We start from the raw sequence: 13,870 nt of genomic DNA on the forward strand, positions 1-13,870 counted from the left end.
TCAGGCACCGTCCTGGCTTGCCGGCACTGAGCGGGCGTCGACAATGAAGTCACGCAAGCGCTGGTTCAGCGCGACGAAATCCGGCTCGAAGGTCATCGCAACGGTGCGCGGGCGCGCGAAGGCAACCTCGCTATCGTCGAGGATACGGCCGGGCCGCGCGCTCATCACGCAGATGCGGCTCGCCAGGAATCCGGCCTCGCGCAGATCATGCGTCACCAGCAGCACTGTCGGACGGTGAGCCAGCCAAAGATCCTGCAGAATCGCCCAGAGTTCCTCGCGCGTGAACTGATCGAGCGCGCCAAACGGCTCGTCGAGCAGCAGCATGCGTGGCTCATGGATCAAGGCCCGGCAGAGATTGGCGCGCTGGAGCATGCCGCCTGAGAGCTGCCAGGGATATTTCCCGGCAAATCCCTGCAACCCGACTTGTGCGAGCAACGCATGCGCCTTGTCACGAAAGGCAGCGCGTCTCTCTCGCCGATAACGCGAGCGGAAGGGCTGGACGATCTTCAAGGGCAGCATGACGTTCTGCTCGATCGTCAGCCAGGGCAACATGGTCGGGTTCTGGAATGCCATGCCGATCCTGAGCGCCTTCGCCGCAACCTCGCGGCCACCGACGATGACGACGCCCGTCGTCGGCTGCACGAGCCCGCTGACGAGCTTTAGGATTGTCGACTTGCCGCAACCCGACGGACCGACCAGCGCGAGGAACTCACCGTCCTGGATACGCAGGGTCGTCTCTGACAAGGCGGGAACGGTGTTTGCGCCGCGCCCGAAGATGACGCTCGTCTGCGACAGTTCGATCGCCGATGGCGGGCGTATCATGGTGCCCTGAGCCTTTGTCCCGCCCGGAGCCGAGACGATAGGGAGTGTGGCTATCGCGAGGTTCATGCCCAAAAGTGCATGCAATCATGATGCCATCTTGTATTCTATCAGGCCGACCCCAACCCCCGGCAGTTTGCGGAGTTTGGAACCGAGGCGCTAAGAGGGTTGGATTCACACGCGGATACAGGACATGGCGCGCGACAAGGCTAAAGACAGCCCATCGGACAAGGTCGGAACGATCTGCCGGGCGCTGCGGCGTGCGATCATCGAACAAGCGCTCGAGCCTGGCGCCAAACTGCCGGAGGATGCGCTCGGCGAACGTTTCGGCGTGAGCCGCACGATCGCGCGCCACGCGCTCGGCCAGCTCGCCGCGGAAGGCCTGGTGGAATTGCGCCGCAACCGCATCGCCGTCGTCGCCACCCCGAGTTGGCAAGAGGCCCGCGACACTTTCGATATTCGGATCGAGCTCGAGCGCCTCGTCGTGCGCCAGCTCGCAGGCCGGTTGAGCAAGGCTCAGCTCGCGACGCTGCGCGCTCAAGTCGATCAGGAGGAAGTGGCACGCGGTGGGTCCGATGCGGTCTCGATCCGGCTGGCCACCGAGTTCCACATCCTTCTCGCGAGCATGACGGAAAGCGCGATCATGATCCGCTATATCAGCGAGATCGCCTATCGCTGTTGCCTTACGCTATCGCTGTTCAGCCGCCCGCATTCTTCGGAATGCGCAATCAATGAGCATCGCCTGCTCATCGATGCGCTCGAAAGCGGCGACGCGGAGAAGGCGATGAGCCTCATGCATCACCACCTCGATTCGGTGGCGGAGCGGGCCCTCGTGGCGCAAGCCAAGCCGCGCGGCCGCGATATCATGGATATCCTGGCGCCCTATGCTGACGCGCCGGTGACGCGATCGGCCGTCCGCAAGCGGCGCCTGGACGCAGCCGAATAGCGCTTCCCGCGGCGATGCGGCGCGGCTGCAGGATAGACGCGATGTTCTCGTTTCCGGCATCCAGACGAAGGCGGACCGACGAGCCGGGCGCCTGGATCGGAGGCCTGTGACTCGGCGGCTCACGGCAACGCCTGACGGTCTCGCCTTCCGTTCGCGCCTGCCACCCGACTGGCCGCCGGCATGGCTCAACGACGGGCAACTCCGAAAGCGCGAACTCGGCACACAAAGTGCATGCATGTTTCCGCTCCATTCAATGCCGGTTCCGAAGCAGCATCATGCCGTCCGACACAGCTCTCGATCTCGTCTTCCGCCAGGCCGCCATTGCGGGGTGCGAGCGGCCACAGGACATCGGAGTCAGCGCCGGCCGGATCGTCGCGCTGGCGCCAGCCCTCGTCACCGATGCACCGGGGTATGACGTCGGTGGCCGCCTTGTCGTGCCAGGTTTCGTGGACAGCCATATCCATCTCGACAAGGCCTGCCTGCTTGGCCGTTGCGGCCACGCCCATGGCGGGCTCAGCGACGCTATTGCGGCGGTGTCCGCAATGAAACGGAACTTCAGCGTGACCGATGTCTACGAGCGCGGCGCCCGCGTGCTCGACAAGGCGATCGCCAAGGGCACGACCCGCATGCGCACCCATGTCGAGGTCGATCCGCGCGCCGGGTTGCGCAGCTTTCAGGCGATCAAGGCCCTGAGAGCCGACTATGCCTGGGCGCTCGATCTTGCGATCTGCGTCTTCCCACAAGAGGGCTTGACCAACGACCCGGGCACGGAGGCGCTGCTGATTGCGGCACTACGCGACGGCGCCGACCTCCTCGGCGGCTGCCCCTATACCGATGCCGACCCAGCAGCCCAGATCGACCGTCTCTTCACACTGGCGAGGGAATTTGACGTCGATCTCGATTTCCACCTCGACTTCGACCTCGATCCGAGCTGGATGCATCTCGACGAAGTCTGCCGCCAGTCTGAGCGGCATCGCTGGCAGGGCCGCGTGACAATTGGCCATGTCAGCAAACTGTCGATGGTTGATCAGGAAACGCTGGCTGCGATCGGGCGCCGGCTTTCCGATTCCGGAGTTGCGCTGACTGTGCTCCCCGCGACAGACCTGTATTTGATGGGACGACAGTCGGCATACGCTCAACCGCGCGGGGTCGCACCAGCGCATCGTCTCGCTGCGCAAGGTGTGGTCTGCTCGATCGCGACCAATAACGTTCTCAATCCCTTCACCCCCTTCGGCGACTGTTCGTTGCTCCGCATGGCGAATCTCTATGCCAATGTCGCGCAATGCGAACCGGAAGATTTTCCGCGCTGCCTGGACCTGATCACAACGCTGCCTGCGCGGCTGATGCGGCTCCGTGACTACGGGATCGCACCTGGAAACCCCGCGGATCTGGTCATTCTCGATGCCAAGACCCCAACCGATGCGCTGGCGGAGATCGCAGAGCCCATCATTGGCTTCAAGCGCGGGCGGCTCAGCTTCGAGCGCACCCGTGCGCGATTGAACAGAGTGGAGGCAACGAACGGCGTCCTGCCAAGCCCCGTCGCTCGCTGAGCAGGCGGCTTGAGCAGTCCGTAGTCCAATATCTGCCGCGCGGGGGCGTTCCCTAATCCTGGGAAGAGTGCACCCCAGCAGCCCTCGCAAAGAAATCCTGCGGCCCCATCTGACCGCCCTTCAGGATGATCTCGTGGCCGGCAAGCCGCGGATCGTCACTATGAGCGCGGCAGAGCGGAGCGCCCGGCACGCAAGGTGCCAAATAGGACAGCCCCCAGATGTCGAGGGACTGGATCGCCAGTGTCGAGGTGTCGCCCCCGGCAACGATCAGACGGGCAATCCGGGCCTCGGTCATGACCGCTCGCAGCAGCCTTCCGGTGGCCATAGCCACGTCCCCCGCCTGGACTGGAGCGCCACGCGGCGGCTCGGTCACCAGCATCACGTCGCCGTTGCCGAGGGCGGACAGGGCCTGTTCGCGCAATGCAACGAAATAGCTGGCGTCCGCCAGCAGGCGACCGGTCTCGATCATGAGCCGCGCGAAGCCGGAGGCCGCCTCGACCTGGGCGCGTGTGACCGGCGAGAGGCTGCCGACCAGCGCCAAGGCCGGCCCTGCACGACGGGTCATCGCCGCTCCGGGGACGCTGTCGCACCGGGTCTCGGACCAGGCACCAGCGAAGGCCTGGGCGACTGAACTCGGCCCGACCGCGAGCAGCGGCGCGACGCGCGCCTGCGACAGAAGCAACCGTCCAAGGATTTCGAGATCGGCGGGGCACGTGACGTCGAAAAGCAGCGCATCAGGGCGCTCGGCGAGCGCCTTTCCGACGGTTTCTTCCATGTCGCCGCCATAGCTGCGGTAGTCGATCAGAGCGATTTGCTTCAGCCCCTGGGCGGCGAGATGCCGGCGCAGATCCGCTTCCATCATCGGCGTGACGGGATGCCGGCTCATCGTCGGATGCCGGTCGATGCGGTGAATGCCGCCATTGCTGCCCGAGGCGGCAAAGAGGGTCCCGAAGACGCAATAGCGCCCAAGATTGGGCTGGCCGCCGATGATCGGCAGGAAGGGGTTGGCAAAGGCCGGGCGCAGGACGCGTAGGGCCGCCCCGATGCTGCCGACATGCGGCGCGCTGTCGAAGGTCGAGCAGCATTTGTAGTGCAGGATCGCGACGCCCTGAGCGGCGAAGAAGGGGCCGACCTCGGCCAACTCGGCGGCGATGACATCCGGCGCCATGGTGCGGGTCGCGCCGGCGATGCCGATTGCGTCGAGCGGACCCGCGGCTTCCAGCCGGGCTGCACTCGGCCTGCGCAGAAAGAGCAGCGCGCGCAGGCCCTGCTCGGCCAGCGTGGCGAGCGTATCGGTCGCCCCGGTGAAATCGTCGCCATACCAGCCGTAATGCGGCCCGGAGCCTCGCATCGCCGTTATCCGCTCGACTTGCCGAAGAAATCCAGCGCCTGGCGCAGCTCGGCGTGGCTGGCTGCGGCTTGCCGAACGTCCAGTCCCGATGCGACGGCATCCCAGGCCTGCCTGATGCTTGCCACCCCGGCGGCTGCACCACCGGGATGAGCGAGGATGCCGCCGCCCGCCATGAAAAGCAGGTCGGCATGACCGACACCGTCCCAGGTCGGCTGGGCTGTTCCCGCCCATTGCCCTGAGGAAAAGGCGGGCATCACCCGGTCGTCGGCACCATCCGTCAGCGGCGTGACACAGTCGCGGGCAGAGGAGACGACCTCCTCATCCTCCTGGGCGAATTTGCCGTTCAGCCCATGGACATGCATGTGATCGACACCGGCAAGCCGCCAGAGCACCTGATAGGCCTGGAAGGAGATGCCGAGCAAAGGATGGCGCGAGAATGCGCCAAAGCCGTTGCGATGGCCGTGGAGAGCGAGATCGGTCGAGTGACGGAGCGTCTCGATCGCCGAGAAGCCGCACCAGTTGAGACTTGCCATCACGCAGCTGCCGCCCTCCTTCGCCACGAGATCGGCATGGCGGCGCATCCGGTCGGTCTCGTCCGTGATGTTGAAGGCCATCATCACCGCCTTGCCCGTCCGGTCCTGATGGCGGCGGATGGCCCGCATGACTGCGGGAATCCTCTGCTCCAATGGCGCATGGAGAGGATCGGCCGAAATCTCGTCATCCTTGATGAAATCGAGGCCGGCGGCGCAGAGATCGGCGACGAGTGCTGCGGTCTCGTCGCTGCTCAGGCCGACATTGGGCTTGATGATCGAGCCGATCAGCGGCCCCGCCGCCACCCCGCTAAGCGCCCGCGTACCCGCAATACCCTGGCGCGGCAGAGCAAAGCGCCGACGGAACGACCAGGGCAGTCCAATCGATTCGAGCCGTAGTCCCGTGACCTCGCCAAGGTCGTACAGGTTGCCCGCCACCACCGAGGCCAGCGTCGCCAGATTGGCTCCGACATTATCGACCGGGAAGGAGATCGTGATACGCGCGCGACGCCAAGGCCCGTCCGCGCCCTTTCGTGCGAGCCAGGCATTGGGCAGGCTTGGCGAGGCGACGGTTTCGAGCAGTGTCACGTCGACGACGATCGCTCGGGCGCGTTCGCGCAGCTCATCGGTTTCACCGGCGACGCGCGTGAAGGTGCCGCAGGACTGCTCGCCCGCCATGATCTCTGCGACCTTGGCGGGATCGAACGGGGTCTCGATCAGGTAGATCGCTTCGAAACGGTCGCCGGGCATCGGTCGGTCAGAGCTTGTTCAGGTCGGGGAAGGGGCGCACCGGATTCTTGCCGTCCCAATCGGCGGCGGCATCGCGGATCAGCCGGAACATCTCGCCTTTCGGGCCGGCCACCTCGGACAGCTCGATAACCGTTCCCGGGTGATAATGCGTATCGAAATAGACGAAGCGGCCGCGTTCGCCGACCTCGCCGCTCATCACCGGCTCGAATCCTTGCGCCAGCAGCCTCTCGAGATCGGCCTCATAGCTGTCGGTCCAGTAGGCGACATGCTGCAAGCCGGTGTGACCGAGCTCGCGGAAATCGCGATACATCGACGGAACATCGTTGCGGCACTGGATCAATTCGATCTGCAGCGGACCGGAATTGGCAAGCGCGACCGAATTATGCGGCTCATAGGCCTCGCCCTTGTAGCGGTAGTTCCTGATCGGGACCTTTGGATTGTAGAAGAACGGTCCAACACCAAGCACGCGGCTCCAATAGTCCATCGCCGCCTCGATATCCGGGACGACATATCCAGCCTGGCGGATCTCGCCGAAGAAGCGGCTCATGGGCAAATGCCTTCTGTGCTTTGGAACGGGATCAGAATTTCAGGAAGCCGGTGGAGATCCACGGCACGGCCGCCACAATGACGAGGCCGACAAGCAGGGCGAGCATGTAGCCCCAGATGTATTTCAGGCCTTCGTCCGGATTGACCTTGCTGATCGCGCAGGCGCCGTAATAGCCGACGCCGAAGGGCGGGGCGAAGAGCCCGATGCCCATCGCGAGCACCACCACCATGGCGTAATGGACCTCGTGCACGCCGACCTGCTTGGCGACCGGGAAGAGCAGCGGTCCAAACAGCACGATCGCCGGAATGCCCTCGAGAACGCTGCCGAGAATGATGAAGGCAACGATCGAGATCGCCAGGAAGCCCCAGGTACCGCCCGGAACGGCTGCCATGATGGCTGCGAGATCCTGCGAGAAGCCGGACTGGGTCAGACCCCAGGCCATCGCGGTGGCGCAGCCGACGATGAAGATGATCGCGCCGGTCAGCGAGGCGGTATCGACCAGCATCTTCGGCAGTCGCCGCCAATCGAACTGGCGGTAGAGCAGCAGGCCGGCGAGCATGGAATAGGCGATGCCGATGGTCGAGACTTCCGTGGCAGTGGCGACGCCTTCGACGACCGCGGCGCGAATGACGAAGGGCAGCGCGATGGCGGGCAGCGCGATCAGCGCGAGCTTGCCGATTTCGCGCTTCGACTGGCGCGCGACATGGCTCAGGTCTTCGCCGCGATAGCGCCACCAGACGACGAAGCAGAGCGCGATCCCGAGCACGACCGCCGGCAACATGCCACCGGTGAACAATGCCGCGATCGAGACGCCGGTGACCGAGCCGATGGTGATCAGCACGATCGAAGGCGGAATGGTTTCGGTCTGCGCCCCGGTTGCCGAAAGCAGGGCCACGAGATCTCCCGGCTCGGCTCCGCGCTTCTGCATCTCCGGGAAGAGCACGGGGGCGATCGCGGCCATATCGGCGATCTTCGAGCCTGAAATGCCGGAGACCAGATACATCGCGCCGATCAGGACATAGGACAGGCCGCCGCGGACATGGCCGAGCAGGCTGGCGAGAAACTGGATCATGGCGCGCGCCATGCCGGTCATCTCGATCAGCGCGCCGAGGAAGATGAAGAGCGGCACCGCAAGCAGGATGAGATGGCTCATGCCCTCGTCGAGGCGTCCCACCATCACGATCAATGGTGTCGCGGTGGTGAGCGAGAGATAGCCGAAGGTGGCGAGCGCGAAGGAAAAGGCGATCGGCACGCCGGAGAAGACGTTCAGCGCGACCACGCCGACAAAGAAGAACACGAGATTGAGCTTGCCGAGCGGCTTCAGGGCAGGGCCGGCGAGCCAGAACAGCGCAACGAGACCGAGGGTCAGGCCAAGTGCCAGCAGCACGGGCTTCAGCGAACCGAAGCGCAGCAGGCGCGTGCCTGCCGCTAGCAGCATCAGGCCGACCCCGGCCGGGATCGCCGCTGCGCGCCACGCATTGGTGATCTCGAGCGCCGGGGTAACGATAAAGGCCTCCTCCTCGGCATATTCCAGCGCATGCGGCAGGATCAGGAGCAGGAAGGCGATCGCAGCGGTAATCGCCAGCGCTTCCAGGAGCGCGCGGGTGCCGGGCGAAACCCGGCTGACGAGACCCGTCATCCTCATATGCTCGCCACGCCTGAGCGCGACCACTGCGCCCAGCATCGAGAGCCAGAGGAAAAGGATCGAGGCCAGTTCATCGGACCAGACGAGTGGCGCGTGAAAGACGTAGCGCGCCGTCACGCCGGCTCCCAGGATGATGATCTCGAGCAGGACGAGCATGGCAGCCACCGCCTCGACGGCACCGCCAAGGATGCGATCGAGCCGATCGGCCGTGCGGGCGAGCCCTTTGAGGGGGAGGCGCGCAGGCTCCTGCAAGGTTCCGGCGTGGAGGTGCATGGATCATTCCCGGAATGCGGCCCCGTCCTCTCCGGACGGGGACCGGCGCTTCGAATTCAGGCGAGCTTTCCGACCGCGCCTTCCAGCAGCCCCCAGGCTTCCGCCCCGAAGCGCTCCTGCCATTCCTTGTAGAACCCGGCCTCTCGGAGCTTGGCGCGGAAGCTGTCGGGGTTGGTCTTGTTGAAGGCGAGCCCCTTCGACTGGAGGTCGGCCTGCACCGTTTCGTTGAGCCCCTTGATATCGCCGCGCTGCTTCACGCCCGCATCGTTGATGGCGTCCCCGACGATCTTCTGAACATCGGCCGGCAGCCCGCGCCAGGCCCGGCCATTGGCGATGAACCAGAAACCGTCCCAGATATGGTTGCTGACGGCGCAGTTCTTCTGCACTTCGTAGAGCTTCGCGACCTGGATGATCGGCAGCGGATTTTCCTGCGCGTCGACGACCTTCGTCTGGAGCGACGAGTAGACCTCGCTGAACTGCAGGCTCGCAGGGGCTGCATCCAGCGCCTTGAACATCGAGATCGAAAGCGGGCTTACCGGCACCCGGATCTTGAGTCCGCTCATGTCCTTGGCGGCTTCGATCGGCTTGCCGCTCGTCGTCATCTGGCGGAAGCCGTTGTCCCACATCTTCTCGAAGGCGAAGAGATTCACCTTGGCGATCGCTTCGCGGACATGGGCGCCGAGCTTGCCGTCCATCGCCTTCCAGACCTGATCGTAATCGGCAAAGGCGAAGCCGACCGCGTTGATCGCAGCGACCGGGACCAGCGTCGCGATCACCAGGGCAGACGGCGTGAAGAAGGTGATCCCGCCGTTGCGGACCTGGCTCAGCATGTCAGTGTCGCCACCGAGCTGGTTGTTCGGGAAGATCTTGATCTCGACCCTGCCATTGGTCTCGGCCTTGACGCGCTCCGCGGCTTCCTGAGCCCGAATGTTGAGCGGATGGCTGAGCGGCAGGTTGTTGCCGTATTTCAGCTCGATCTCGGCGGCGCGCACGATGTGCGGCATGCCAATCAGCGAGGCCGCCGGAGCAGCGGCAAGGCCGCCCAGCACAGTACGACGGGTCAGCGTGGTCATGAATTCCTCCCGGGGTCGCTTGATGCGATTTGATTGTTTGCGGTCTTCTTGGCCCAAGGTTAAGAACTCTCGATGATGTAGGTCAAACTCAAATCCTGATGTTTTTTGATGTGATGAAATGAACGACGATCAGTTTCGGGAGTTGGAGCCGGCCGCGTCCACAGCCTCGCCGCGGCGGCGGAAGATGGCACGGATCGCCGATATCGCTCGGCTCTCGGGCGCTTCCTCCGCCACGGTCGACAGGGTGCTGAACCAGCGGCCCGGCGTGCGCGCCGTGACGGTGCAGCGCGTGCTGAAGGCGGCACACGAGCTTGGCTACGTGCTGGATGCCGCCCTCCCCGCCAATGCACTTCGGCCGCTCAAGCTCGCCTTCCTGCTGCCCGCCGGGACCAACCGCTTTCTCTCATTGCTCGGGCGGCATATCGCGGCCGCGCAGGATCAGCTCGCCTCCTTCAACATGCGCGCCCGGGTCGACTACATCGAGAGCTTCAAGCCCGAGTTGCTGGCGCAGCAGCTCAGGCAGGTCGCACGCGATGTCGACGGCATCGCCTTCATGGCGATCGAGCATCCAGCCGTGCGCGAAGCGGTCAACGGCCTGGCCGAGCGCGGTATCCCGACCGTGACCCTGATTTCCGACGTCGCGAATTCCAGCCGTGTCGCCTATGTCGGCCTCGACAACCGCGCTGCCGGGCGCACCGCCGGCTATCTGGTTGCCCGCTTCATCGGCCCGCGGCCCGCCAAGGTTGCGATGATCGCCGGCAGCCTGAGCTATCGCGCCCATGAGGAGCGCGAGATGGGCTTCCTGCATGTCTTCCAGGAGCTCTTTCCGGCGATCGAGGTGGTGGGACTGCGCGAAGGCCATGATGATGAGGCCAAGAACTATCGCCGGACCAAGAGCCTGCTGGCCAGGCATCCCGACCTCGCCGGCATCTACAATATCGGTGGCGGGCCGGAAGGCATTGCCCGTGCGCTCAAGGAGACGGGCCGCCAGCACGAGGTCGCCTTCGTCGGCCACGGCCTGACGCCGGATACGCGCGCCCTGCTCCTCGACGGCACGATGGATGCCGTGATCACTCAGCACCCTCAGGCGGCGCTGATGAGTTGCGTCTCGATCTTCGCCAACCTGCGCGCCGGCCGCCCGGCGACGGACGGCATGTCGGGGCCGAGCATCGAGATCATCTTGCGGGAAAACCTGCCTTAAGCTTCACGCCCTCGCTGACACGATATCGCCTGTGGCGGAATTGTGCACAGCGCCATCACTTAATTGCCGCTCACCCTTAGCTGTGAAGTGCATTGCCGTTGGGAAATTCTGGGTCCCGTAAGACTGGGCGCTGAGTATGAGTTCTCCTGCTACAGGGCAGGCAGCGCGTACCGCATCCAATCGGGGCGGGCGGCGGGCAAGTTATGACCTCACGCACAAGCCACGGGAAGCCTGTGTAAGGCAGTTGCATGAGGCTGCGCCCCCTGTTAAACGTTTTACTGTAAAACGTTTAACAGGTCGGCGCGGTGAGCACAAAGCGAGTCACGATCAAGGAGGTAGCGGCCCTCGCTGGCGTGTCGATCGCCACGGTGTCGAACGTCTTCAGCGGCAACAAGCCGGTCAATGCCGATCTCCAGGAGCGGGTCCAGAAGGCGGCGCGCGAGCTGTCCTACCAGGTCGACCGCGCTGCCTCGCAGCTCCGCTCGGGGCAGGCGAAGGTCGTGGGCGTGCTCGTGCCGGACCTGGACGACGTGTTCTTCACCACCTTGGTCTCGCAGCTCGAAGTGATGGCGCAAGCCGACGGTTATGACATCATCGTCGCCAGCTCGCGTGACGATACCGCCTTGGAACAGTCGCGGCTGCGTGCCCTTCTGGCCTGGCGGCCTTCCGGCCTGATCGCGATACCCTGCAGCGACGACGTGCCCGCAGGACTCGATCGCGAGATCGGTCGACTGCCCCTTGTTTTCGCGGATCGCGTCCCGCCGGAAGGCTGCATCGTCGACACGGTCGCGATCGACAATTGCGAAGCGGGCGAGATCGCGGCAAGGCATCTATTGGGCAGGGGCCATCGCGATATCGTCGTCGCTGCCTCGAGCCTCGGCATTTCGCCGATCCGCGAGCGCACGCGCGGCGCGTGCGACCTGATCCGGGCGGCGATCGGCCACGAGCCAACCGTCGTCGAACTCGGCTCCAATGCCGAGCGCGGGGCTGGTGCCTTCCTGCATTGGCTCGAACGGCACCCGCAGCCGAGCGCGGTCATCGCGCTGACCAACGTCACCACGCTGAGCGCACTGTCGGCGCTGGCCCGCCTGCGGGTCGATATCCCCGATCCGGTCTCCGTGGTGGGCTTCGACGACTATCCCTGGATGAGCGCGCGCAAGACCGGCCTGACCGCAATCCGGCAGCCGATCGCGGAGATCGCCGCAGCCGCCTGGCAGCGCCTGCGCGCGCGCATGGCGGGCGACGGCTCGGCGCCGCAACACATCGTGCTGCAGACAAGCCTGCAGGTCCGCGACTCCGTTCGCGAGATCATGCCCGGCGCGGGCGATGGCCGCGACAGCGACACAACCGAACCGCTTCTGAACCTGGAGACGACGAGTACTTCGCCCAAAGCCATGCATTGACGGACAAACCCATGTCCGCACCACCGGGCCAAAAGAGCCCGGGTCGAAAGAACGTCTGGAGGAAAGAGTGCAGCCTGAAAGAACGGCCCGGATCCTGCCGCTGCTCGCGCCGGTACATCTGCTCATCCTGAGCGTGATCGTGCTGCCGTCGCTCTACGTGATGTGGCTCAGCCTGAACACCTCGAGCTTCGGCCAGGCACCGAGCTTCGTCGGGTTTCAGAACTATATGCGCGTCCTCGCGGACCCGGCCTTTCACAGCGCGCTGCTGAACACCGTCGTGCTCGTCGTCGTGGCCGTTCACCTCGAACTGGCCGTCGGGCTCGGCATGGCGCTGCTCTTCGCCAGTGGCCTGCCGTTTCGCCGCTTCCTGCTCGTCGCCGTGCTCGCGCCTTATGCCGTCAGCGAGGTCACCGCCGTGGTGATGTGGCGCTTCCTGTTCGATCCCGATGCCGGGCCGGTCACGCTGGCCTTGCAGGCCTTGAGCCTGCCGACGCTGGATTGGTCGTTCGAACCGTCGCACGCGATGGTGCTGATCGGGTTGCTGACGATCTGGCTGCACCTGCCCTTCACCTTCGTGATCGTCTATGCGGCGCGCCTCGCCATCCCCGCCGAGCTCTACGAGGCGGCCCGGATCGACGGCGCCACGCGCTGGCAGGCCTTCCGGCGCGTGACGCTGCCACTGCTCGGCCCAGCGATGCTGATCGCGCTGCTCTTCCGGTATATCTTCGCCTTCCGGCTGTTCTCGGAGGCGTGGCTGCTGACGAAGGGCGGCCCGGCGCGTTCGACCGAAGTCGTGGCGATCTATCTCTATCAGGAGGCCTTCAGCTTCAACGCCTTCGGGCCGGCGTCGGCGACCGCCTGGATCATGGTCGTGGTCTCGCTGCTGCTCGCGGCCGGCTACGTTCTGCTGCTACGACGGGGAGGCATCTCCCATGCGCACTGAGCGTCTCCTCATCGGGGCCGGCAAGGCTCTCGCGGTCGCGGCAGTCCTGTTCTGGTCGCTGTTTCCCATTCTCTTCATCGCCGTTTCGTCGCTGAAGCCAGGGCAGGACATCTTCGCGGTTCCGCCGAAATGGCTCTTCACGCCGACGCTGAAGCACTATGCCGAGCTCTGGCGGTCCTGGGGCGTCTTCTTCGACGCTCTGCTGAACAGCCTGCTGATCACCGTTGGTGCGACGCTGCTCGCGATCATCGCCAGTGCCTGTGCGGGCTATGTCTATTCCCGTCATTCCAGCCGGTGGCTGGGCGCCAGCATCGTCGGACTGATCGTCGTGCGCCTCATCCCGCCGATCGTGGTGACGCTGCCGCTGTTCCCGATCGTCAACGCACTCGGCCTTAGCGACACGCATCTCGTGCTGATCCTGCTCTATGCGACCTTCTTCGTGTCGCTCGGGACGGTGTTGATGCGCACCTTCATGGACCAGATCCCGCGCGAGCTCGACGAGGCCGCCTCGATCGACGGCGCCAGCCGCATGACGATCCTGCGCAAGGTGATCGCGCCGCTGGCGATGCCGGGCGTTCTCGCCGTCGCGGTCTTCGTGATCGTCTTCTCCTGGAACGAGTTCCTGTTCGCCTTCATCTTCACGGCGACACGCGCCAAGACCGCGCCTCTCGTCATCTCGGAGATGATCGGCTCCATCGACGGTGTCGACTGGGGCATCCTCTTTGCCGCCTCGACGGTGCAACTCGTGCCCGTCCTGCTCTTCGTCGTCTTCATGAACCGCTACCTCGTGGCCGGTCTCACCGCCGGTTCGACGAAGGGGTAGCCAATTACAAAAGGGA

12 protein-coding genes are annotated in these 13,870 nt (G+C 65.0%); 6 read left to right on the forward strand and 6 right to left on the reverse strand.

What is annotated here, in order from left to right; genetic code table 11:
• A complete protein-coding gene (locus tag FG93_RS28365) occupies positions 1 to 822 on the reverse strand; it encodes an ABC transporter ATP-binding protein (protein ID WP_043241964.1) in 822 nt (273 codons plus the stop codon).
• Positions 823 to 1,012: 190 nt separating this feature from the next.
• On the opposite strand from FG93_RS28365, the gene FG93_RS28370 reads away from it, so the two are divergent.
• Together FG93_RS28370 and FG93_RS28375 are read left to right on the forward strand one after the other, a co-directional pair.
• Positions 1,013 to 1,765: a GntR family transcriptional regulator gene (locus FG93_RS28370; RefSeq protein ID WP_043241764.1), complete on the forward strand. Its 753-nt coding sequence runs from the start codon at positions 1,013 to 1,015 to the stop codon at positions 1,763 to 1,765.
• Between the two features lie 275 nt (positions 1,766 to 2,040).
• Positions 2,041 to 3,315: an amidohydrolase family protein gene (locus FG93_RS28375; protein WP_052514316.1), complete on the forward strand. Its 1,275-nt coding sequence runs from the start codon at positions 2,041 to 2,043 to the stop codon at positions 3,313 to 3,315.
• 52 nt (positions 3,316 to 3,367) lie between these two features.
• On the opposite strand, the gene FG93_RS28380 is transcribed toward FG93_RS28375, so the two are convergent.
• From FG93_RS28380 to FG93_RS28400, 5 genes are read right to left on the reverse strand one after another with little or no spacing between them, the layout of a single operon-like run.
• The gene (locus tag FG93_RS28380; protein ID WP_043241765.1) at positions 3,368 to 4,666 is read right to left on the reverse strand and encodes a four-carbon acid sugar kinase family protein; all 1,299 of its coding nucleotides are present in this window, start codon (positions 4,664 to 4,666) and stop codon (positions 3,368 to 3,370) included.
• Positions 4,667 to 4,671: 5 nt separating this feature from the next.
• On the reverse strand, positions 4,672 to 5,946 hold the full coding sequence (locus FG93_RS28385) for a ribulose-bisphosphate carboxylase large subunit family protein (protein WP_043241766.1): 1,275 nt from the start codon (positions 5,944 to 5,946) through the stop codon (positions 4,672 to 4,674).
• A gap of 7 nt (positions 5,947 to 5,953) precedes the next feature.
• On the reverse strand, positions 5,954 to 6,493 hold the full coding sequence (locus FG93_RS28390; RefSeq protein WP_043241767.1) for a VOC family protein: 540 nt from the start codon (positions 6,491 to 6,493) through the stop codon (positions 5,954 to 5,956).
• Positions 6,494 to 6,524: 31 nt separating this feature from the next.
• Positions 6,525 to 8,411, reverse strand: coding sequence for a TRAP transporter large permease subunit (locus tag FG93_RS28395; RefSeq protein ID WP_052514317.1), 1,887 nt, complete (start codon positions 8,409 to 8,411; stop codon positions 6,525 to 6,527).
• 56 nt (positions 8,412 to 8,467) lie between these two features.
• On the reverse strand, positions 8,468 to 9,484 hold the full coding sequence (locus FG93_RS28400; protein ID WP_043241768.1) for a TRAP transporter substrate-binding protein: 1,017 nt from the start codon (positions 9,482 to 9,484) through the stop codon (positions 8,468 to 8,470).
• A 184-nt stretch (positions 9,485 to 9,668) separates the two neighbouring features.
• Between FG93_RS28400 and FG93_RS28405 the strand changes: the two genes are divergently transcribed.
• From FG93_RS28405 to FG93_RS28420, 4 genes are all read left to right on the forward strand, one after another.
• A complete protein-coding gene (locus tag FG93_RS28405; RefSeq protein ID WP_052514348.1) occupies positions 9,669 to 10,685 on the forward strand; it encodes a LacI family DNA-binding transcriptional regulator in 1,017 nt (338 codons plus the stop codon).
• A gap of 305 nt (positions 10,686 to 10,990) precedes the next feature.
• A complete protein-coding gene (locus FG93_RS28410; protein ID WP_081881970.1) occupies positions 10,991 to 12,088 on the forward strand; it encodes a LacI family DNA-binding transcriptional regulator in 1,098 nt (365 codons plus the stop codon).
• 67 nt (positions 12,089 to 12,155) lie between these two features.
• Complete coding sequence (locus tag FG93_RS28415) at positions 12,156 to 13,031, forward strand: carbohydrate ABC transporter permease (protein ID WP_043241769.1); 876 nt, start codon at positions 12,156 to 12,158, stop codon at positions 13,029 to 13,031.
• The gene (locus tag FG93_RS28420; protein ID WP_043241770.1) at positions 13,021 to 13,854 is read left to right on the forward strand and encodes a carbohydrate ABC transporter permease; all 834 of its coding nucleotides are present in this window, start codon (positions 13,021 to 13,023) and stop codon (positions 13,852 to 13,854) included. The genes FG93_RS28415 and FG93_RS28420 overlap by 11 nt, the downstream gene beginning before the upstream one ends.
• Positions 13,855 to 13,870: the final 16 nt, after the last annotated feature.

This window comes from Allobosea sp. LC85 (genome assembly GCF_000735605.1).
In the GTDB taxonomy this organism is placed as follows: domain Bacteria; phylum Pseudomonadota; class Alphaproteobacteria; order Rhizobiales; family Beijerinckiaceae; genus Allobosea.

Coding starts and splice junctions, on each gene's coding strand:
- FG93_RS28365 (WP_043241964.1), bottom strand. CDS start 822: ATGATACGCCCGCCATCGGCGATCGAACTGTCGCAGACGAGCGTCATC.
- FG93_RS28370 (WP_043241764.1), top strand. CDS start 1,013: ATGGCGCGCGACAAGGCTAAAGACAGCCCATCGGACAAGGTCGGAACG.
- FG93_RS28375 (WP_052514316.1), top strand. CDS start 2,041: ATGCCGTCCGACACAGCTCTCGATCTCGTCTTCCGCCAGGCCGCCATT.
- FG93_RS28380 (WP_043241765.1), bottom strand. CDS start 4,666: ATGCGAGGCTCCGGGCCGCATTACGGCTGGTATGGCGACGATTTCACC.
- FG93_RS28385 (WP_043241766.1), bottom strand. CDS start 5,946: ATGCCCGGCGACCGTTTCGAAGCGATCTACCTGATCGAGACCCCGTTC.
- FG93_RS28390 (WP_043241767.1), bottom strand. CDS start 6,493: ATGAGCCGCTTCTTCGGCGAGATCCGCCAGGCTGGATATGTCGTCCCG.
- FG93_RS28395 (WP_052514317.1), bottom strand. CDS start 8,411: ATGCACCTCCACGCCGGAACCTTGCAGGAGCCTGCGCGCCTCCCCCTC.
- FG93_RS28400 (WP_043241768.1), bottom strand. CDS start 9,484: ATGACCACGCTGACCCGTCGTACTGTGCTGGGCGGCCTTGCCGCTGCT.
- FG93_RS28405 (WP_052514348.1), top strand. CDS start 9,669: ATGGCACGGATCGCCGATATCGCTCGGCTCTCGGGCGCTTCCTCCGCC.
- FG93_RS28420 (WP_043241770.1), top strand. CDS start 13,021: ATGCGCACTGAGCGTCTCCTCATCGGGGCCGGCAAGGCTCTCGCGGTC.